The 20,469-nt window shown below is 67.4% G+C and carries 20 protein-coding genes and 1 tRNA gene; 12 read left to right on the forward strand and 9 right to left on the reverse strand.

Annotated features, from left to right (window positions below):
- Nucleotides 1-93: 93 nt before the first annotated feature.
- From ABL312_RS14455 to ABL312_RS14475, 5 genes are all read left to right on the forward strand, one after another.
- Nucleotides 94-1,140 (forward strand): spermidine/putrescine ABC transporter substrate-binding protein, encoded by a 1,047-nt coding sequence (locus ABL312_RS14455; RefSeq protein WP_349358107.1) that lies wholly within the window; start codon nucleotides 94-96, stop codon nucleotides 1,138-1,140.
- Between the two features lie 81 nt (nucleotides 1,141-1,221).
- Nucleotides 1,222-2,328 (forward strand): ABC transporter ATP-binding protein, encoded by a 1,107-nt coding sequence (locus ABL312_RS14460; protein ID WP_349358108.1) that lies wholly within the window; start codon nucleotides 1,222-1,224, stop codon nucleotides 2,326-2,328.
- Complete coding sequence (locus tag ABL312_RS14465) at nucleotides 2,325-3,260, forward strand: ABC transporter permease (protein WP_349358109.1); 936 nt, start codon at nucleotides 2,325-2,327, stop codon at nucleotides 3,258-3,260. Before ABL312_RS14460 ends, ABL312_RS14465 begins: the two co-directional genes overlap by 4 nt.
- Nucleotides 3,257-4,087 (forward strand): ABC transporter permease, encoded by an 831-nt coding sequence (locus ABL312_RS14470; RefSeq protein ID WP_349358110.1) that lies wholly within the window; start codon nucleotides 3,257-3,259, stop codon nucleotides 4,085-4,087. Before ABL312_RS14465 ends, ABL312_RS14470 begins: the two co-directional genes overlap by 4 nt.
- 8 nt (nucleotides 4,088-4,095) lie before the next feature.
- Complete coding sequence (locus ABL312_RS14475) at nucleotides 4,096-5,196, forward strand: P1 family peptidase (protein WP_349358111.1); 1,101 nt, start codon at nucleotides 4,096-4,098, stop codon at nucleotides 5,194-5,196.
- 543 nt (nucleotides 5,197-5,739) lie between these two features.
- Here the strand turns inward: ABL312_RS14475 and ABL312_RS14485 are convergent.
- A tRNA-Met gene (locus tag ABL312_RS14485) sits at nucleotides 5,740-5,816 on the reverse strand.
- A 227-nt stretch (nucleotides 5,817-6,043) separates the two neighbouring features.
- Here ABL312_RS14485 and ABL312_RS14490 point away from each other — a divergent pair.
- A complete protein-coding gene (locus ABL312_RS14490) occupies nucleotides 6,044-6,490 on the forward strand; it encodes a thioredoxin domain-containing protein (protein WP_349358112.1) in 447 nt (148 codons plus the stop codon).
- Between the two features lie 279 nt (nucleotides 6,491-6,769).
- Nucleotides 6,770-8,494, forward strand: coding sequence for a cyclic peptide export ABC transporter (locus ABL312_RS14495; RefSeq protein WP_349358114.1), 1,725 nt, complete (start codon nucleotides 6,770-6,772; stop codon nucleotides 8,492-8,494).
- Between the two features lie 33 nt (nucleotides 8,495-8,527).
- Here the strand turns inward: ABL312_RS14495 and ABL312_RS14500 are convergent, their stop codons facing one another.
- Nucleotides 8,528-8,737, reverse strand: coding sequence for a hypothetical protein (locus ABL312_RS14500; protein WP_349358115.1), 210 nt, complete (start codon nucleotides 8,735-8,737; stop codon nucleotides 8,528-8,530).
- Here ABL312_RS14500 and ABL312_RS14505 point away from each other — a divergent pair.
- Nucleotides 8,717-10,003, forward strand: a complete 1,287-nt coding sequence (locus ABL312_RS14505) for a UDP-N-acetylglucosamine 1-carboxyvinyltransferase (protein WP_349358116.1) — start codon at nucleotides 8,717-8,719, stop codon at nucleotides 10,001-10,003. The genes ABL312_RS14500 and ABL312_RS14505 overlap by 21 nt on opposite strands.
- Nucleotides 10,004-10,085: 82 nt before the next feature.
- Here ABL312_RS14505 and ABL312_RS14510 read toward each other — a convergent pair whose 3' ends face one another.
- The 7 genes from ABL312_RS14510 to ABL312_RS14540 form a co-directional block, all read right to left on the reverse strand.
- Nucleotides 10,086-11,366, reverse strand: a complete 1,281-nt coding sequence (locus tag ABL312_RS14510; RefSeq protein ID WP_349358117.1) for an amidase family protein — start codon at nucleotides 11,364-11,366, stop codon at nucleotides 10,086-10,088.
- Nucleotides 11,367-11,460: 94 nt separating this feature from the next.
- Nucleotides 11,461-12,138 (reverse strand): DUF2848 domain-containing protein, encoded by a 678-nt coding sequence (locus ABL312_RS14515; RefSeq protein WP_349358118.1) that lies wholly within the window; start codon nucleotides 12,136-12,138, stop codon nucleotides 11,461-11,463.
- 8 nt (nucleotides 12,139-12,146) lie between these two features.
- Nucleotides 12,147-13,427, reverse strand: coding sequence for a TRAP transporter large permease (locus ABL312_RS14520; RefSeq protein WP_349358119.1), 1,281 nt, complete (start codon nucleotides 13,425-13,427; stop codon nucleotides 12,147-12,149).
- A complete protein-coding gene (locus ABL312_RS14525; RefSeq protein ID WP_349358120.1) occupies nucleotides 13,424-13,981 on the reverse strand; it encodes a TRAP transporter small permease in 558 nt (185 codons plus the stop codon). The genes ABL312_RS14520 and ABL312_RS14525 overlap by 4 nt, the downstream gene beginning before the upstream one ends.
- Before the next feature lie 30 nt (nucleotides 13,982-14,011).
- Complete coding sequence (locus ABL312_RS14530) at nucleotides 14,012-15,061, reverse strand: TRAP transporter substrate-binding protein (RefSeq protein ID WP_349358121.1); 1,050 nt, start codon at nucleotides 15,059-15,061, stop codon at nucleotides 14,012-14,014.
- The gene (locus ABL312_RS14535) at nucleotides 15,058-15,915 is read right to left on the reverse strand and encodes a putative hydro-lyase (RefSeq protein ID WP_374730209.1); all 858 of its coding nucleotides are present in this window, start codon (nucleotides 15,913-15,915) and stop codon (nucleotides 15,058-15,060) included. The genes ABL312_RS14530 and ABL312_RS14535 overlap by 4 nt, the downstream gene beginning before the upstream one ends.
- A gap of 122 nt (nucleotides 15,916-16,037) precedes the next feature.
- The gene (locus ABL312_RS14540) at nucleotides 16,038-16,931 is read right to left on the reverse strand and encodes a LysR family transcriptional regulator (protein ID WP_349358122.1); all 894 of its coding nucleotides are present in this window, start codon (nucleotides 16,929-16,931) and stop codon (nucleotides 16,038-16,040) included.
- A 546-nt stretch (nucleotides 16,932-17,477) separates the two neighbouring features.
- Between ABL312_RS14540 and ABL312_RS14545 the strand changes: the two genes are divergently transcribed.
- From ABL312_RS14545 to ABL312_RS14560, 4 genes are read left to right on the forward strand one after another with little or no spacing between them, the layout of a single operon-like run.
- A complete protein-coding gene (locus tag ABL312_RS14545; protein ID WP_349358123.1) occupies nucleotides 17,478-18,023 on the forward strand; it encodes a hypothetical protein in 546 nt (181 codons plus the stop codon).
- Complete coding sequence (locus ABL312_RS14550; protein ID WP_349358124.1) at nucleotides 18,007-19,275, forward strand: DUF6421 family protein; 1,269 nt, start codon at nucleotides 18,007-18,009, stop codon at nucleotides 19,273-19,275. The genes ABL312_RS14545 and ABL312_RS14550 overlap by 17 nt, the downstream gene beginning before the upstream one ends.
- Nucleotides 19,272-19,781 carry a nuclear transport factor 2 family protein gene (locus tag ABL312_RS14555; protein WP_349358125.1) on the forward strand — a complete coding sequence of 170 codons (510 nt, stop codon included), beginning with the start codon at nucleotides 19,272-19,274 and terminating at the stop codon, nucleotides 19,779-19,781. Before ABL312_RS14550 ends, ABL312_RS14555 begins: the two co-directional genes overlap by 4 nt.
- A 49-nt stretch (nucleotides 19,782-19,830) precedes the next feature.
- On the forward strand, nucleotides 19,831-20,448 hold the full coding sequence (locus tag ABL312_RS14560; protein ID WP_349358127.1) for a LysE family translocator: 618 nt from the start codon (nucleotides 19,831-19,833) through the stop codon (nucleotides 20,446-20,448).
- Nucleotides 20,449-20,469: the final 21 nt, after the last annotated feature.

Consider the following 20,469-nt stretch of genomic DNA (forward strand, 5'->3'; position numbering starts at 1 on the left):
GAAATGTCATATTTCAATCTCCTAAACGGCACAACCCGGCCGCTCACAGGTGCCGGGAAGAACTTCCAAAGCAATAATTCCAGGGGACAAGCAATGACTCACACATCGATCCGTCGCGCCGCGACGGCCGTTGCCGCGCTTGCGGCGCTCACCGCGGCGACCGCCTCCGCAGGGGCCGAGGGAGAACTCAACCTCTATAACTGGGGCGATTACATCAATCCGGCGGTCCTGACCCGCTTCACCGAGGAAACGGGCATCAGGGTCAATCTCGACACCTATGGCTCCAACGAGGAGATGCTGGCGAAAATCCAGGCCGGCGCGACCGGCTACGACATCGTCTTTCCCTCGGTGCACATGCACGACATCATGTACCAGCTGGGCTTGCTGGCGAAGACCGACATCGGATCCGATCCGGCCTTCGAGAACATCGACCCGCAGTTCCTCCGCGCCAAGACCGACCCGAACGCGGAGTACTGCCTGCCCTACTCATGGGGCACCGTCGGGATCGTCTACAACAAGCAGAAGGTCGACACGCTCGAGAGCTGGGCGGATTTCTTCGCGCTGGCGGAACAGGACCAGAAGATCATCCTGCTCGACGACCTGCGCGAGACCATCGGCATCGGCCACATCATGAACGGCACCTCGGTGAATTCGACCGATCCGGACGAGATCAAGGCCGCCGCCGATTTCATTCTCGAGCGTAAGGGCAACGTCACGGCCTTCACCTATGACAGCGTGCCGCTGGTCCAGGCCGGCGACGTGGCCGCCGCGCATTGGTATGTCGGGGCCAACATCTTCGTGAAGCAGGCGCCCGACATTCTGGCCTACGTCATTCCCGAGGAGGGAGCGACCATGTACCAGGAAAACATGTGCGTGCTGAAAAGCGCCCCGAACATGGAGAACGCCAACCGCTTCCTGCGCTTCTACCTTCAGCCGGAAATCGCGGCCCTGAACGTCGCGCAGCAGCTCAACGGCACGGCGAACCGCGCGGCGATGGAATTCATTCCACAGGACATCGCCACCAACGAGACGATCTATCCGCCGCAGGACGTGATGGACAAGCTGCAGATCTTCGAGGATCTCGGCCGGGATCTCCAGCTTTACAACAGAGAGTGGGTGCGGATCAAAACCGCCCAATAGGCGCGTCCCGACCGGGTTTGCCTGCACGGCCCGCTTTTCCGACCGGGCCGTGCCCCTGTCCCCATTCCATCCGGAGCTTCCATGTCCGCTGTCCTGAAGATCGAAGGGGCATCGAAGAGTTTCGATGCGCCCGAAGGCGGAAAGATCCACGCCCTTCGCAACGTCTCGCTGACCATCGCCCACAATGAGTTCCTCACCCTGCTTGGACCGTCCGGCTGCGGCAAGACGACAATGCTGCGCGCCGTCAGCGGCTTCGAGGATCTGGACGCCGGCGAAATCTACATCGAGGGGGTGGCCATGGGCGGCCGTCCCGCGCACAAGCGTCCCGTCAACACCGTGTTCCAGCGGTATGCGCTGTTTCCGCATCTGAGCGTCGCGCGGAATGTTTCCTACAGTCTCGAGGTCGCCGGCGTCGACAAGGCGGAAATCCGCAAGCGCGTCGGCGACATGCTGGAGATGGTCGGGCTCGGGGCCTTCGGCGAACGCCGCATCGCGCAACTCTCCGGGGGCCAACAACAACGCGTGGCGCTGGCCCGCTCGCTTGTCGCGCGCCCCAAGGTTCTGCTTCTCGACGAGCCGCTGTCCGCGCTCGACAAGAACCTGCGCCACAAGATGCAGGAGGAACTGAAAGGCCTTCAGCACGAGTTGGGCATCACCTTCATCTTCGTGACGCACGACCAGGAAGAGGCGCTTGTGATGTCGGACAGGATCGCGGTCCTGGAAGGCGGCAAGATCCAGCAACTCGACGCGCCGGAAGCGCTTTACCGCTACCCGAGGAACGAATTCGTCGCCCGCTTCATCGGCGAGAGCAACCTTCTGCCGGGCACGATCGTGGCGACCGACTGCGACACATGCGACGTTCGCCTGTCCGACGACACGGTGCTTGCGGGTTGTCGCCGAGGCGACCTCGTCGAAGGAGCCCGGGTCAAGGTGTTGATCCGTCCGGAGAGCGTGATCGCGTCACCGGACAGCACGACCGCCGGTCAGGCGATCCGCGGCACGATCTCGGAAAGCTATTTCATCGGCACGGACTATCAGCTCGTGGTGCGGCGCGACGGCTTGCCGCCCTTCCGGGCGACAGTCCGGGCTCAGACAGATGCCGCCCGCTTCGCCGAAGGCCAACCGCTCGATCTGTTCGTGCCGCACGACGCCATGCACCTGATCGCAGCAGAGGACGCACCGGCATGATGGCGCGGTTCACTTCGCTGAGAGCCCGGCGCGCCCTGTCCCTGTACGGGCTGCTGTCGGCGCCCACCGTGTTCCTGGCCATCTTCTTTCTCGGGCCGCTCGGCATCATGGTGGTCTACACCTTCCTCACTCCCGGCCTTTACGGGGGTGTCGACTGGGCCTTTTCCCACCTCAACTACGGCCGGATCCTGGGCTGGGCGGACACGCGCTACGACCAGTTCGATCCGGTCTATATCTCCATCTTCCTGCGCTCCATCCGACTTGCGGCGACCACGGTCCTCGCCTGTCTGGTGATCTGCTATCCCTTTGCCTTCTGGGTGGCCCGTCAGCCGGAACGATGGCGGAACTTCTTCATCTTCCTGATCACCCTGCCGTTCTTCATCAGCCTGATCGTGCGCCTGTTCGCCTGGGTTCTCATCCTGCGTCCGACCGGCTTTCTCAACCAGGCACTGCTGGGCCTGGGACTGGTCGACGCTCCGCTGGATATCATCTTCACCGATATCGCGGTGGTCATCGGGATGACCTACGTCTTCATCCCCTTCATGTTCCTGCCGCTCTATTCGAGCATCGAGAAGCTGGACGGAAGCCTGATCGAGGCCTCGCAGGACCTGGGCGCCAGCCCCTTGCAGACCTTCCTGCGGGTGATCCTGCCGATGACATTGCCCGGCATCGTCGGCGGCTCGATCATCGTCTTCATTCCAAGTCTCGGGAACTTCATCGTGCCCTCGCTTCTGGGGGGCGCCCGGGTGGTGATGATCGGCAATCTCATCGAGCAGCAATTCCTGTCGGCGCGCAACTGGCCGTTCGGCTCGGCGCTCGGAATGATGGTCATGGCCGCCGTTCTCGTCCTGCTCATGATCTACGTCAGGGTTCTGTCGCGCGAGGACCGTCGGGCCGAGGCGCGACAGGCGCGCGAGGAGGATGAACGATGAAAACCCGGATGCGGCCCGGCGCCGTTTTCCTGTCCGTCTTCGGCTGGCTGTTCCTGACCTTCATCTACGTCCCGATCCTGCTGATCGTCGTGTTCTCGTTCAACGCCAACCCGGTCAACATGATGATCTGGGAAGGGTTCACGCTCGACTGGTACCGGACGATCTTCGGCTTTCCCACGACGCTGAACGAGCAGACGCTCTATGTGGAATCGACCGCCCAGCTCTACAGTGCCGTCCTCAACAGCCTGACGGTCGCCTTCCTGACGACGCTCGTCTCGACGATCTTCGGAACGGCCGTGGCGCTGGCGGTGGCCCGCTTCCGGTTTCGGCTGAAGGGCTTCTACCGGGCACTGATGTTCATGCCGATGATCATGCCCGACATCATTCTGGGCATCGCGCTGCTGATCTTCTTCGTCTCCTTCGGCTTCAGCCTCGGTCTTCAGACGATCGTGATCGGGCACACGACGTTCCTGTGCAGCTATGTCTTCGTGGTCGTCAGCGCGCGTCTGGCGGATATGGATGAAAGTCTGGAGGAGGCGTCCGCCGATCTCGGCGCCGACGGCTGGACCACGTTCCGGCGGATCACGCTTCCGATGATCGCGCCGGGGGTCATCGGCGGCGCCATGCTCGCCTTCATCATCTCGATGGACGATCTGGTGATCACCTATTTCATCTCCGGCGTCGATTCCACGACCCTGCCGGTTCACATCTACGGAATGCTGCGGCGCGGGATCAAACCGGAGATCAACGCGATCGCGACGATCATGCTGCTCGCGTCCTTCGTGATCGCATCGATCGGCCTCTACCTGCGGGCCCGCAAAAGATGAGCACCCCCATGAAAAAGAACCGCGCCCGCGACCTTGGCCTGACGCTTCCCGGAGTGCCAGGGCGGCACAATGCCATCACCGATGTCGGTGGGGTGCTCGTCGGCTTCGAGACCCTGTCGTCCTGTCGCGATCCGGCACTCGCCACCGGCGGCCTGCCGGTCCAGACCGGCGTGACCGCGATCCTTCCGCGCGGCAACGAACCGACCCCGAGGCCCGTGTTTGCCGGCATTCACGCGCTCAATGGCAATGGCGAGATGACCGGGAGCCACTGGATTCGCGATGGCGGCTATTTCGTCGGACCAGTCCTGATCACCAACACCCACAGCGTGGGCGCGGCGCATGAGGGCGCCGTCCGCTGGATCCTCGACACCTATCGCGAGACCTGGGAGCGCCATCATCTGTGGGCCATGCCGGTCGTGGCGGAGACCTACGATGGCGTTCTGAACGATATCAACGGGCTCCACGTGCGACCCGACCACGCCTTGCGCGCGCTCGCCAACGCCGCGGGCGGCCCCGTGCGCGAGGGCAATGTCGGCGGCGGTGCCGGCATGATCTGTTACGAATACAAGGGAGGAACGGGAACCGCGTCGCGCGTGATCGAGATCGACGGCGGTGCCTACACCATCGGCGTGCTCGTTCAGGCGAACCACGGTCTGCGGCCCTGGCTCAAGGTGCTCGGCAAGTCGGTCGGAGAGACGATGCGCGACGACCGGCTGCCGGGGTTTGAAACGGAGCGCGGCTCGATCATCGCGGTGATCGCGACCGATCTCCCGCTGCTTCCCTCGCAACTCGACCGGCTGGCCCGCCGTGGCAGCATCGGGATCGGGCGCGGCGGAACGCCCGGCGGCAACAACTCCGGCGATATCTTTCTGGCCTTCAGCACGGCCAACGAAATGGACCTGCCGCAGGTGAGCGCCCCGTTCAAGACGCTGGTCTCGCTCAACGACGAATGTCTGGACCCGGTTTACTTGGCGACCGTCGAGGCCGTGGACGAGGCAATCCTGAATGCCATGCTCGCGGCCGAGGACACGCCGACGGCCCGGCCGCCGGGTCACATCTGCAAGGCGCTGGAGCCGGACAAGCTGCTGGCATGTCTTGAGGGCCTTTGATGCTCCGCTTACGGAAGGCCTGTCGCCGCTTCGCCTGAACGGCCTACCGCGACCGCCATCCTGACACGGCATTCGGCCGGCGCGTTGCGTCGGCCGGATGCCGGGTCGCACGGATGTCCTTTTGGGGTGCGGAGCACAACGGAAACATCCGTGCTCCTGGCCGAAGAACGAACCGGTCAGCGCCGGCGCCTTGCGGAAACGGACCGTCTGGCGACCCGCCCGGAAGACCAGGCCCATGTGAAGTGACACGCGCCCAGCCACCCGGTCACATCGACGGCTCGGCAATGGCACACAGGCCGGGAACCGTCTTCGCTTCCACCCGACCGGCACGGACGGCTTCGCCGAGGCCGAGGTGACGGCCGGCGGAATCTCAACCGGGCCCTGTCGAAAGGAAAAAGCGGCTTCGCGCTGTTCACGCTGGCGCGCATGACAGGCGCTCGCCGGTCAACGCGCTGGACGTTGAAATCCGACCTGACAACATCGCCCCCAGCCCAACGCCGACGGCAGCAGGATTGCTCTAAAGTATTGCGATTTCTGGAGGAATGGTAGCGGAGGAGGGACTCGAACCCCCGACACGCGGATTATGATTCCGCTGCTCTAACCGACTGAGCTACTCCGCCATCCGGCGCGCGGCGAGGCCTGCGCGCGAACGATGGCCGCATATAGTCGGCGCCGACGCGGCCTGTCAAGGGATCTCGGCGGTGCCTGCGCGCGTTTCCCCAGCCGGCGTGCGGTGCCGGCGCAGAGCCCCGTCGATCCCGCCGGAGCGCGCGCCACGGACCCGTCTTGTTCCCGGTCAGGCTCGCGCCCATATATTCGTCAAGATGAATATATCGAGGGATCGGCCATGCAAGATACTGTCAAGGCAACCTGCGCGGTCTGCGGTCGGACCAACCGGCTTCCGGCCGCACGGCTGTCGGCCAGGCCCAAATGCGGCGCGTGCGGCGCCGCGCTCGCCGACGGGACGGTGGCCGTCCTCGACCTGACGACCCATGACAAGGCGACGCGTTCCGACGAGGTGGCGCTGGTGGTCGACTACTGGGCCCCCTGGTGCGGCCCCTGCCGCATGATGGCGCCGGAGTTCGCCAGGGCGGCCAAGGCCATGGCGCCGCGCGTCCGCTTCGCGAAGATCGACACGCAAGACTATCCCCGCGTCTCGCAGGATCTCGGGATCCGCGGCATTCCGCTGCTGATCCTGTGGCACAAGGGCAAGGAGGTGGCCCGGCTGGCCGGCGCCCACCCGGCCGGCGAGATCGAGGCCTTCGTGCGCGGGACGCTTGCGACGAAGACCTGACCCGCCCGGCGTTGCGCGACGCCGTGGAGATCGCCCTCCCCGCCCCCGCGTTCCGGGCCACCGGGCGCTGGCGGCGCGACCATGTCCCCCGGAGACGCGAACACCGGCGCCCGCGGGTCTCCCCCGGCGCCCCCCGCCCCGGCTTTCGGCTTGCCCGAAACCGGCAACTGGCCTAGGACGAGGGGCCGCGACGGGCGGGGGCGATCGCACGAACGGAGGCACCGGACGCGACGGGGCAGACGCGACGGAATCAGGCGCGACAAGGCGGAGAGCGAGCGCGTGACGCAACGCGAGGAAAAAACCAAGCCGGCACAGGGCCCCGACAAGAGCGACGCCCCGACGGCAAGCCTCGTTCTGCTCGTCTCGTTCCTGGTGCGCGACGGCAACCTGTTGCGTTCGCCGGTGCTGGTCTACGCCATCCTGGCAAGCCTGACGCGCACCTCGATGATCTATGCGATCAACGCGATCGCGGGCGGCGCGGCCCTTGCCACCGGCAACATCGCTTTGCTGGCCGGCTCCATCCTGCTGACGCTGACGTTTTCGCATCTCGCCCGGGTCGGCAGCTTCCGTCTGGTCGAGACGACCAAGCGACGGCTGCGCGTGCGCCTCGCCCGTCGCCTGCTCGACGCGCGCGCCGACTATCTCGCACGCCGCGACCAGGGCAAGGTCTATTCCATCGTCACCCAGGGCGTGAACCACATCGCCAACGCCTCGACCAACTTCATCGAGTCGCTGGAAGCCGCGCTGCTGATCGCCTTCTGCATCCCGTACTTGTTCTATCTGTCGTGGCCGAGCGGGCTCGCCACGCTTGCCGCCGTCGTCATCGGCGGGCTCGGCTATGTGCTCGCGCAACGTCCGGCGCAGGCGACCGCGGAGGAAGCCGCGCGCATCGAATGGAGCTTCTTCGACCGCGTCAACGACGTGCTGCGCGGCTACAAGGAGTTGCGCCTGCGCCGCAGCCGAAGGGCGGATCTGGAAGCCGACATCGACGAGACGGTGGCCCGCGAACGGGCGCTCAAGGTGGTGTCGGAGCGCTACTTCAGCCTCGGCAATGTGATCGGCCAGGGCGCGATGATGGGCCTCCTGTGCGTCATCGTGGTGGGCCTGCCGCTTCTGGCCGGCACCGACACCGGCACGGTGCTGCAGATCCTCACCGTCGTGCTGCTCACCTACGGGCCGATCGAGACGGTGATGGGCAATCTCTCGTCCTTCGCCCGCGCGGCCGTGGCCAAACGCATGATCGACGATCTGGAGCGCGATCTCATCGCCGAGAGCGAACCGGACGCGGTTCCTGCGCCGAAAAGCGCAACGGGCCCGGCCTTCCGCCGGATCGAGCTGCGCGGCGTGACGGCGACGCTGACCAGCACCAGCGCGGGCGGCACCGACGAGAGCTTCACCGTGGGGCCCATCGACCTCACGCTGACGCCCGGCGAGGTGGTCTTCGTGTGCGGCGGCAACGGCGCCGGCAAGTCGACGCTGATTTCCGTGCTCACCGGCCTGCGCCGGCCGGATGCCGGCGAGATCCTGATCGACGGCGCGCCGGTCACGGCGGCCGATCTGCCGCGCTACCGGCATCTGTTCAGCACGGTCTTCAGCGACTTCCACCTCTTCTCGCGGCTTTATGGCCTCGACGCGGAGGAACGCGCGGCCCTGCCGGCGCATCTGGAGACGCTGGACCTGGCCCATCGCGTCCGGGTGGAGGACGACCGCTTCTCCACGCTGGAGCTGTCGAGCGGGCAGAAGCGGCGGCTGGCGCTTTCCGTCGCGCTGGCCGAGGGGCACCCCATCGTCGTGCTCGACGAATTCGCCGCCGACCAGGATCCGGTCCGGCGCGCGCTCTTCTACGACGTCCTGGTGCCGCAGATGGCGCGCGACGGGCATCTCGTCATCGCGGTCACCCACGACGAACACCGCTTCGACCAGTGCGACCGGCTGATCCGCATGGAGGCGGGCCGCATCGTCTCGGACACGCGCAAGACCGGCGCGGCGCGCCAGACGGGCTGAGGCCCGCCGCACGACCGACGGCACGCGGCCCGGTCATGCGGGAAGGTTTGCCGTCGCGCGCTTTCTCCAGTAGGAAACGACCTTCGGAAGGATATCGAGAATCGTCGGGTCGCGCGGGACGCGCGCCCGGCCGTCACCCCGCCGGAGCCGTTGCGGCTTCGGCCCGGGCCGGTCGGCCTTGAAGGGCCGCGCCGGCGCCGTCATCTGGAGAGCGCGTATCGCATGGCCGACCTTCTCGTACACGGCGGCATCCCGATCTCGGGCACGGTGGTCCCGTCGGGCAACAAGAATGCCGTGTTGCCGATGTTGTGCGCAACGCTGCTGACCGACGAGCCGGTCACCATCGAGAATGTGCCGCAGATCAGCGACGTGGCGAAGATCCTCGCCTATTTCGAGGAAATGGGGGCAAGCGTCGCGCGCGCCGACGACGGGGCGACGCTGACGATCCGCCACGACTTCACCGCCTTTCGCGCCGCGCGCGCGGAGCTTCCGCTGGGCATTCGCTCCGCGGTGCTGCTGCTCGCGCCCGTCATGGTGCGCACCGGGCAGTTGATCTTCGACACGGACGCCAAGGGCTGCGCGCTCGGCCTGCGCGAGATCGATCCGCATCTGGAGATCCTGGAGCAGTTCGGCAGCCGCATCGTCTCCACACAGCCCTATGACATCCGCTGCTCCAGCCGGCCGGCGGCGCAGGAGATCTGGGCCGACTACGCCTCCGTGACGGCGACCGAGACCTTCGCCATGATGGCGGCGACCGCCAGGGGCACCTCGGTGCTGATGAACGCGGCCTCCGAGCCGCATGTTCAGGCGGTGTGCGCCATGCTCACGGCGATGGGCGCGAAGATCGAGGGGCTCGGCACCTCGCGGCTGACGATTACCGGCGTCGACGAACTGGGCGGAGCGCGGGTGCGTGTGCCCGACGATCACCACGAGGTGGCGACCTTCCTGGCGATCGGCGGCGTCACCGGCGGCCGGGTGAGCGTCAAGACCGACATCACCCCGCATATGACGCTGATCCTGCGCCAGCTCGCGAAACTCGGGCTGGAATTCGAGGTCACGGACGAGGCCATCACCGTGACCGGCTGGACCCGCGAGATCCAGCGTCCCTACACCCGCGAGATGCTACCCAAGATCGAGGCCGCGCCCTGGCCCTATTTCCCGGCCGACCTGCTGCCGCAGGCCATCGGCGTGGCGGTCGGCTGCAACAGCGAGATCATGTTCTGGAACAAGATCTATGAGGGCGCGCTCGCCTGGAGCTCCGAACTGGCCAAGTTCGGCGCAAGGGTACATCTGTCCGATCCGCACCGGCTGATCGTCTTCGGCGGCAATGCCCTGCGCCCGGCCGTGGTCGAAGCGCCCTATATCATCCGCGTCGTGCTGGGGCTGTTCCTCGCCGCGATCCAGGTGGAGGGCGAGTCGCTGATCAAGAAGGCCGATCCGATCCGCCGCGCCCACCCGCGCTTCGTGGAGAAGCTGACGGAGCTTGGCGCAAGGGTCGAGTGGACCTGAGCCGGACACCGGAGCGAACATCCAAAAAAAGACGGCGCCGCCCGCGCGACGCCGTCCCTTGTTCCCTGCGTCGGCCGTGGCCTCAGCCGTTGAGATCCCGGTCGAGCCGGGCGCCGACGGCGAGCACGCGGGCATCCGCCCCCTTCGCCCCGCCGACCATCAGCGCGCCCGGACGTCCCTCGCCGGTCGTCCTCGTCGGCAGCGTCAGCGCGCAGGCATCGGCGAAGTTGAGCATCGAGGTGTTGCGCAGCATCGCGGCATTGACCCGGTCGAAGTCGGCCTCGGCCTCGGCGATCTTCGGCGGGTGCATCTGCAGCGTCGGCGCGATCAGCGCGTCGAAGCGCGACAGCGCGGTGGCGAGACGGGCGATCACATCGGCCCGCACGCTGCGCGCCGTCGTGATTTCTTCGGGGGTCGCACCTTCGCTGATGCGGATGCGCGCCAGCACGCGGGGGTCGCCGATCTCTTCCAGCGTTTCCAGATCCCGGCCGTAGACCTCATGCGCTTCCGCCGACACCAGCAGCCGGTTGGCGGGCAGCGCATCGTGGAGAAAGCCGAGATCGAGGGGAATGAGCTCGTGGCCGCAGGCGGCGAGCCGTTCCTTGGCCGCCTCGAAATGCGCCTCCGCCCAGGGGTCGAGATCGCCGGTGAAGGCGCCGGTCGGCACCGCCAGACGCAAGCTCCCGTCCGCCGGCGTCCCGTCGAGACCGGTCCGCCCGCTCATCACCCGCAGCGCGGCCAGCATGGTGGCGAAATCGCGCGCCAGCGGGCCGCAGCTGTCAAAGGATCTGGCCAGCGGATGCACGCCCTGCATCGACACCAGATCCTGGCTCGGCTTGTGACCGTAGAGCCCGTTGATCGCGGCGGGAATGCGCACGGAGCCGCCCGTGTCGGTGCCGAGCGCCACGTCGGCGAGCCCGAGCGCCACGGTGAGCGCGCCGCCCGACGTCGATCCGCCGGGAATGCCCTCGGCGTCGAAGGCATTGCCGGGCGTGCCGTAATGCGGGTTGAGCCCGACGCCGGAATAGGCCAGCTCGCTCATCGTGGTGCGACCGAAGGGCACGCCGCCGGCAACCTTCACGGCCCCGACGACCGGGCAATCCTGTTTGGCCGGTGCCCGCTCCATGAGCAGCCGCGAGGCGGCCGTGGTGCGCTGGCCGGCTTCATCGTAGAGATCCTTGACCGAGACGAGCAATCCGGCGAGCGGAAGCGGTTCGGGGGCCGCGGCGACGCGGGCCTCGGCCTCCAGCGCGGCGGACAGGATGCGCGGCGCGCTGAACTCCGTGAACAGCTGTCCCTCGCCCTCTCCCAGCGCCTCGACCCGTGCAATGGCGGACTTTGCCTTCTCGACGATCTCTCCCATGAAGCTCCTCGGTGTTGGTGAAAGGGGTGTGCGACCCCGCCATGCCCCCCGCCGGGGCCGTGGCCAGGACACTGGCCAGATCTTTGGCCGAGATTCAGGCCACGATCGGAAGCGTCTCGATCTGGTACCCGTGCGAGAGCGTGCGATCAAGGACCGGGTCCCGCATCTCCATCCGGAAGGCGGCGGCGGGACGCACCCCGCCGATCGCGCCGAGCGTGCCGCACAGCATCGCCGCCGTCGTCCCGCCCGCCCGCGCGGCTTCGAGACCGGACGCCTCGATCAGCTCGTCCAGCGGCCGGATCGACGCGAGCGTTCCCTCCTGATAGAGCGTCCACTCGGCCTCCGGCGTCTCGCGGATCCAGGAGCGCAGCTCCAGCGCCTCCAGATGATCCTCGACCTCGGCGAAGGGCCACAGGGTTTTCGCCGCCGGCTTGGCGCAGGCCTGTTTCGACAGGGCGACGGAGTGGGTCTCCAGATCGCGGTCGGTGTGGTCGGAGGCAAGCCCGAGGTAAAGCCGCCCGCCGGTCGTCACCAAGAGCGGCTCGACCTCGCCCGAGGTTCCTTCGCCCACCACCTGGATGGCATCGGCGAAGGTCAGCAGATCGGTCGCGACCCGGTAGTAGAGCGGCACGGCGGAGGGCGGCGTCACGCCGAGCGCGGCCAGTTCCTCGATGTGATGGCGGATGGTGTCTTCGTTGCGGCCCGTCCAGCCGGCCACGGTGAGCGCGTCGAGCCGCGCGGGAAGCGGCACGTCATTCGCGGTAAACTGCATGGGTGTCCTCAAAGGCTGTCGGGAAGGAAGAGCGCGACGTCCGGCACGAGCACCAGAAGCGCGACCATGGCCAGCATGACGAGCACATAGGGGATGGTGCCGAGCATCACCTCGGTCATGCGCCCCGATTTGCGCGCGCCCTGCACCACATAGAGATTGAGCCCGACCGGCGGCGTGATCAGCGCCATCTCGACCAGCACGATCATCAGGATGCCGAACCAGACCTTGTCGTAGCCGAGCCCCGCCATCACCGGAACGATGATCGGGATCGTCGCCACCATCAGCGACAGCGTCTCGATGAAGAAGCCGAGCACGATGTAGAGCGCGATGACCACGAGCAGCGTGCCGAGCGGCGACATGTTGAGACCGCCGAGCAGGTCCTGCAACTCCCGCCCCAGCCCCGCCGAGGCAAGCGTGAAGTTCAGGAAATAGGCGCCGGCGATGACCAGCATGATCATCGCGGTGATGCGGATGGTGCCGAGCAGGCTCTCGCGCATCATCCGCCCGGAAATGCCGCCATGGGCGGCGGCGATGGCGAGTGCGATCGCGACGCCGACGGCCGCCGATTCCGTCGGCGTCGCCCAGCCGGCGTAGATCGAGCCGATCACGGTGGTGAACAGGATCATGATCGGCACGAGCTGCGTCAAGCTGGCGAGCCGCTCGCCCCAGGTGAAACTGCGGCTCACCCCGCCGAGCCCGGGACGGATCTTGCACAGGATCGCCGTCACCACGACGAAGGCGAGCGCCATCAGCAGACCCGGCAAGAGACCGGCGAGGAACAGGCGCGGGATCGAGGTCTCGGTGAGAAAGCCGTAGACGATCAGATTGATCGACGGCGGAATGAGGATGCCGAGCGTGCCGCCCGCGGCGATCGCGCCGGAGAAGAGCCTGGGATCGTAGCCGAGCCGTTCGGCCTGGGGCATGGCGACGGTGGCGACCGTCGCGGCGGTGGCGACCGAGGATCCCGAGGTGGCCGAGAACATGGTCGCCGTGCCGATGTTGGCGTGGATCAGCCCGCCCGGCAGCCAGGAAAACCACTTGTCGAGCGAGGCATAGGTCTTTTCCGCCACGCCCCCGCGCACCAGCACCTCGCCGAGCAGCACGAAGAAGGGAATGGCGATCAGCGTCGAGGAGTTCGAGGCGGACCAGACCACCTGGCCGAGCCCGCGCAGCAGCGGAAACGGCGTGAAGAACTGGTCGATCCCGAAGCCCAGCAGAAAGAGCACGATGCCGACGGGGATCGACAGCGCGAGCAGGCCCATCAGCGCGGCGGCGACACTCCAGATCATCGCGCGTCCTCCCGCTCACCGGTGTCGGTGCCCGCCCCGACGAGGTTTTCCGCCGTGCCGAGATCGCGCCGGGCCACCAGAACGGCGGTCAGCACGACCAGCAGCGAGGCCGAGACGGCGAACCACAGCCAGCCGGAAAACCACACGAGCTGCGGGATCCACAGGGGCGTTTCAAGCGCGGTGTTGGCGCGCGAGCCGCGCGCCAAAGTCTTTTCCAGCACCGGCCAGGCCTGCACGGCGATGATCACGGCGGTGCCGGCGAGCACGGTGATGGAAAAGAGATCCATCAGGGCCCGCCCGCCGGCGGCCAGCCGCTGGCGCACCAGATCGATGCGCACATGGGCAAGCTCGGTGAGCGCATAGGAGAGCCCCCAGCTCGCCACCCCGGCCATCACATAACCGGAGATCTCGTCCGACCCACCGAGGGAGCGGGCGAACTGGCGCAGGGTGATGTCGAGAATGACGAAGCCGGCGGTGACGATCAGAACCACGCCGAGAACGAGCGCGAGCCCCGCATTGACACGCCGGAGCGCGTGAACGGTTGCATCGATCATGAGAGTGTCGCCTCCGCCGGATCGTTTCGGTTACTGCAGCGGGATCTCGACGCCGACGGCCTTGCCGACGCTCGCGTTCCACCGCATCGCCCAGTCCGGACCGGCGCGCTCGGCCCACTCGGGCAGCACGGTGTCGGTCAGGATCGCGCGGGCCTTGGCGACATCCGCGTCGTTGGGGGCGACGTGGGTCAGGGCCGCGGGCTCACCCATCGGGCACTCGCCGTTTCCGGTGAGGCAGGCGATATCGGTCTCCAGCGAGCCGGCCGACACGTCCCAGGCCGCCGCCTCGAAGTTGGTCTCGATCTCGGTCTGGATGAGCGCCTGGGTCTCCTCGGAGAGGCTCTCCCAGCGATCCATGTTCATCGCGGTGACGACCGAGTCCCAGCCGCCGAGCGGCAGCGTCATCAGCGTGTCGGTGACTTCCCACCAGCCGGCGCTGTAGCCCGAGCCGGAGCCGGTGACGGCGCAGTCGATGACGCCGCGCTCCAGCGCGCCCGGCACTTCCGAAAAGCCGACGTTGACGCCTTCCGCGCCCAGCGCCTCGAGGAACTTGGTGGTCATGCGGCCCGATCCGCGGATCTTCTTGCCCGCGAGATCGTCGAGGCCGGTCACCTCGCCCTTGCAGAAGACGACCTGCGGCGGATAGGGCGCGATCGCGAGCAGCTTGGCGTTGAAGCGGTCGGCGAAGATTTCCTCCACCATCGGCCGCGCGGCGGCGACCATGGCCTTCGCCTCGGCCGGGGTGGTGGCGACGAGCGGCACGTCGAGGCCTTCCAGTTCCGGCGCGTCGCCGACGGCATAGTCGGCGACCGTCATGCCGACGTCGAAGACGCCGTCGCCGAGCATGCGGAACACGTCGCTGCCCTGGATGCCCATCTGGTTGTGGGTGGTCATCTGCACGGAGATCTCGCCGTTGGACGCCGCGGGCAGGGTCTCGGTCCAGAACGGCGCCTCGAACTGCTGGTGCAGCGGCAGGTTGCTCCAGCTGCCGACGACCGACAGCTCCTCGGCAAGCGCCGGGGAAAGCGCGATGAGCGACACCGCCGAAGCGGCGGCAAGGCGGGTGAAGATGCGCGTCATGATGTGGCTCCTCTGGATATGGTTGACGTCGACGCGGGACCGACCCCGCCCAGCGTGTGCTCGGCGGCATCGGCGGAAAGATCGGTGACCAGCATGTGGCCGGGCTCATGGGTGACGGCGAGGTCGGGTCGGGCGGCGCGGATCGCCATCTGCGGAGTCACGCCGCAGGCCCAGAACACCGGAATGTCGCCCGGCGCCAGATCCGGCGCGTCGCCGAAATCGGGCTTCGACAGATCGGCGATCCCGATGGCCGCCGGATCGCCGATGTGCACCGGCGCGCCATGCGCCAGACGGTAGCGGTCCGACAGCAGGATCGCGTGGATGGCGTTGGACGGCGAGAAGGCGCGCATGGAGACCACCACCGGCCCGCGAAACGGTCCCGACGGCGCGGTCTGCAGCGAGGTGACATACATCGCCACATTGCGCCCCGCCGCGACATGCGGCAGCGGAATGCCGGCGCGCACCACCGCGTCCTCGAAGGAGAACGAGCAGCCCAGCACGAAGGCGACGAGATCGTCGCGCCAGATCGCGGTCAGATCGTCGGTCCCGACATGCCGGCCGCCGTCACTGCCGCGAAACACGCGATAGCCGCCGAGATCCGTGCGGATGTCGAGATCCGCGCCAAGCGCCGGGATATGCGGGTCGCCCGGCTCCGAGACGCCGATCACCGGACAGGGCTTCGGGTTTCTCAGGCAGAACCGCAGGAAATCGTCGGCGAGATCGCCGGGGAGGATCGCCAGATTGCCCTGCAGACGTCCCGGGGCGCAGCCGGCCGTCGGACCGGCGTAGCGCCCGGCCCGGATCGCCCTGCGCAGATCGCGCGGGCCGAGATCGCGCACCTGCTGGAAAGACAGGTCCTTCGACGAAGCTGCAACGGACACAGGCACGCGCCTCCCACTGGTGAACCTTGTGCGGGAAGGATCGCGAGCGCTTTTGATCTTGTCAAGTTATCATACTAAAAGTTTTTTGATCGTTTTTATGCATCAGTTTGATCACAGGCCTTCGCGACCGCGGCAACTTCCGCCCCCACCTCGCGATTTCGCTCCGGCATATAGGCAACCACGAAGCGCAGCGGCGTCAGCCGGGCCGCCTCCGCGACCGGCAGCGCGCGGATCTGACGATCGAAGGGCGGCGCGTCCGCCATGCGCTCGGGCAGCACCCCGATGCCGAAGCCGTCGGCGACCAGATGGATCACCGTGGACAGCGAGGCGGAGCCGTGCAGTTCGGGCGGTGGCAGATCCGGCGCCGCGAGCACGGATTCCAGCTCGCGGAACGGCGGCGTCGCCTTGGGAAAACTCACGATCGTGCATCGGGCAAGCTCGGCGACCGGCATCGCCGCGTCGCGCGGCGGGCGCGTCGCCGCCTCGTACCAGCCGAGTTCCAGCGGCGCGAGCGGCACCGAGGCCGCCCCGCGCGGCACGCTCTCGCTCAGCAGGATCGCGACGTCGAGATCGTCGTCAGCAAGCGCCGCGCTCAACTGCCGGGAGGTGTCGACGGACAATTCGAAGCGCACCTTGGGATGGCGCGCCTTGAGCTGGTTGAGAAGATCGGACAGCAGCGTGTGCACGATGGTCTCCGCGACCCCGATGCGCACCGTGCCGCTCAGCCCGCCCGGCCGGGTGATCTCCTGAACCAGACGGTCGCGCGCGGCGACGAGACGCTGCGCCTCCTCCAGGAACCGGCGCCCCACCGGCGTGAGGCGCACCTGGCGCCGGCCGCGGTCGAAGATCTGGATGCCGAGCCGCTTCTCCAGCGCCAGCACCCGGTTGGAGATCGCCGATTGCGACAGGCCGTACTTCTGCGCCGCCGCCCGAAAGCCGCCCGCGCGCACGATGTCCTGCAGGATCTCGATGTCCTTGAGTTCGAACACTGACGTCTCTCCGGCGTTGTCCGCTGCGCTTGGCAGGCCCTGGCGTTCTCGCGCGTCCCTGCGCGCCGCCGCCCGGGGCCGCGCGCGCATAAACCTAGTCGGCGGCGCCCGGTCCGGCAATCGAGGGACGCGGCCCCACACGACCGTCCGGAGCGTAGCAGAAATAGATATTTACCGGCGAACTCGAATGAATTTCGAATTTCAAATACACGCAAAAATCATAAATCTGACACCATGCACATTCAAGTTGCGCATCGGACCCAGGACGCACCGCACGACGAGACCATCGCCCCGCCATCGCCCCACCAGGGACGAGACCGTCAAGGAAAAGGCAGCCAAGGACCAGTTAGTCGGAAAATGACTTAACGACCCCATGCGACTGGCGCGCCGCGACTGGCCGCCATTCCCGAGCCAATCCAGACCACACGCACGACGGAGCGCGTCCGACAGGGAGCGGCCGCCCCTGCGCGTGCGCCGCACCGCGACCGGCCGGGGCCCATCCGGGCTCCTGTCAGGCCGGCGCCAGACCCAAGCCCGGAGACCGACATGAACATCGCCGTCAAGCCGCCATCCGCGCTCGAGCGCATCCGCCTGATCCGCACGCTGGGGCCCGGCGGCACCAACTGCGAGGCCGCCGCCCGCCACTACATCGGCCAGCGGGATCTCACCGCCGAGGTCGCGCTGCACGCAACGCTGGAAGAGGCGATCGAGATGGTCGTCGCCGAGCCGGATTCCGCGCTTCTCGGCTGCGTCGTCTATCCCGACCTGCACAATCTGGTCTTTCCCTATCTGGGGAAGATGGTGCTCGCCGATCTCTTCCTGTTCGACACCTTCAACATGGTCTTCGCCGCCCGCGACCCGAAGGCGCCGATCCGCTCGGTGGCAAGCCACCCGGCGCCGAGTTCGCTGGTCTCGCCCTTCCACGACCTGACGCTCGTCACCAGCAATGCCGAGGCGGCCCGCCGCTGCGCGGCCGGAGACTTCGACGGCTGCATTACGACGCTCGCCGCGGTGGAGAAGGAAGGTCTCACCGTCGTCAAGGATCACGGCGCCGTGCCGATGGGGTTCACGATCCATGTTCCGACCCTGTGATCTCGACACGCTGCTCGATCCGGCGCTGATCGCGGCCACGCACGCGCTCGCCGACCTGCAGGAGGCGGACGGCACCATCGCCCCCGCCCGGCATGCGCGGGCCCGGGAACTCCTGCCCGTCGCGGCGGATCTCGCGGGCGCGACCGCCCGCGCCTGCGGGCAAGCCGCCTATGCAAAGGCCCTCGCCGCCGACATCGAGAGATGGATCGCGGCCGGTCTCGACACGCCGCCGGATTTCGGCGCGGCGCGCGACGCCATCGTGCCGCCGCGCGATGGCGCGCCCTTCTTCTTCTTCGGGCCGCTGCGTCTCGCCAACGGGGGACGCACGGGCTGGCGCTTCGAAACCTTCCTCGCCTGGCGCGAGGAACCCTCCGACCCCGCCTATCTGCGGCTCTACGCGCGCTTTCCCCACCCGGCAAACATCTGCCAGTCGTCGCATCTCATCGACGGAACGGCCGGGCTGATGAGCGGCAACAACATCGTGTTCTTTCCCGAAAACATCCAGGCCGCGACGCCGGTCGCGAAGCAGGACTATGCGGTCTTCTTCTTCAACAAGTTCCACCGCATCTACAACGAGATCACATTGCCCGCCGTGCGCGCGGCCGCCGACGGTCTCGCGATCCGCAATCCGACCGGTCCCGATCCGCGCGCCAACTACAAGGCGCGCTGCGTCTGGGGTTATCTGCACGATTATTTCCACCATCAGGGCGCGCGCCCCTTCGACACCAATGTCGCGATCAAGACCCGCTGGTTCACGGGCCTGCTCGAGGAGATCAAGGTCGACCTGCAGTCCTATCTGGCCTGCCGGGAGAGCGATCTGGTCGACGCCGAGGCGGTGGCGGAGTTCATCCTGCTCGACCGCAGCTTCCGCTATCCGCTGGAGCCCGACTGGAACCGCAACTTCGATTCCGGCACGGGGCTGATCCTCTTCGCCGTCTTCGAGGAACACGGCCTGCTTTCGCACGGGCCCGAAGGGCGGCTCCGCCTCGATCTCGCCGGGATACCGGCGGCGGCGCGGGCCTTCATCGCCGAGGTGTCGGAAATCGAACGCCGCCCCGACGAGGCCTATCTCGCCGCCGCCAGGGAACTGGTTCGCCGGTATCTGCCCCCGGCGACCGGCACGGGCCGCTTCGCCCGCCCGGCCGCGGTCGAGGCTTCCGCGCTCGCGCGCCATCCGGCCCCGCCCGCGCTTGCCTTCACCCGCGCCGGTCTCGCCGCAAGCCGGCCCGCGCGCGAGACGGTCGCGTCATGACGCTTGCCCCTTTTCCGAAATCGGAAGACCCGGCAAGGGCAGCGCTGGTCCAGGCGGTCGAGGCCTATTTTCGGGCTTGCAACTCAGGCGAGAAATCGGCTTTCTTCTCCCTGTTCGAGGACAATGCCTGTCACTATCTGCCCAAGGGGATGTTCGGGCCGTTCACGGATGTGGAAAGCCTCTATGTGCAGTGGCGGCGGGACGCGGAGGACAACGGCGCCTATTGGGTGCTGGACACCGTCTTCGCCGATCCGCAGGCCGGCACGGCCGTCGCCGAATGGACGGCGGTCAAGCCGGCGCAGAAGATCTGGTTTCGCGGCGTGGATGTCTTCCGCTTCGCAGCGACGGGCAAGATCCGGGAGGTGCGGGTCTATTACGCCGCCCCGCGCGATCCCGCCATCGGGCCGAACGAGCTGGGCGGATACGATTATGCGGCCGGCCCCTTCGCCAGGGTCGACACGCGGAGTTACGGGCTGATACAGGAAGCGGAACAGAAAGCGGAGTGAACGCAGGTCGGCGTGAGACGCCGGGCCGGTCAGGGGTCGGAACCATCACATGAGCGTCGAACAGCTTTACGCCTTCGCCCTTTTCGCCTTCGTCGGCTCGGCGACGCCGGGTCCCAACAACGTGCTGCTGACGGCCGTGGGTGGCGCGGTCGGCGTGCGGCGCGGCCTGCCGGTGCTGTGGGGCATCGTCTTCGGCTTCGCGGCGATGATCTTCGCGCTGGCCGTCGGTCTGGGCGAGACCGTCTTCACCATCGCCTATGTGGTCGACACGATGAAGATCGTCGGCCTCGCCGTGCTCGCCTGGCTGGCCTGGCAGATCGCCACCGCCCCCGTCGGCGCCAGCGAGGGCGCGGATGGCGCGCGCGATCTCGGCCGCAAGGGCAGCTTCCTGGGCGCCGCGCTGTTTCAATGGGTCAATCCCAAGGCCTGGCTGATCGCCGCCGGCGCGATCACCGCCTATCTGCAGCCGGGCGAGGCGGTGCTTGCGCAGGCCGGCGTGCTGGCCGCCGTCTTCATCCTGGCGGCCATCGTCGGCTGCCTGCCGTGGCTCGCCTTCGGGGCCGTGGTCGGGCGCTTCCTGCACGACCCGCGTCACGCACGCCTCTTCAACATCGCCATGGCGCTCCTGCTGGTGATCTCCATGGTGCTGGTCGTGCTCGGCGACTGAGCCGCCCCACCGCAAAAACCC

The organism is Stappia sp., from assembly GCF_040110915.1.
Classification (GTDB): Bacteria; Pseudomonadota; Alphaproteobacteria; order Rhizobiales; family Stappiaceae; genus Stappia.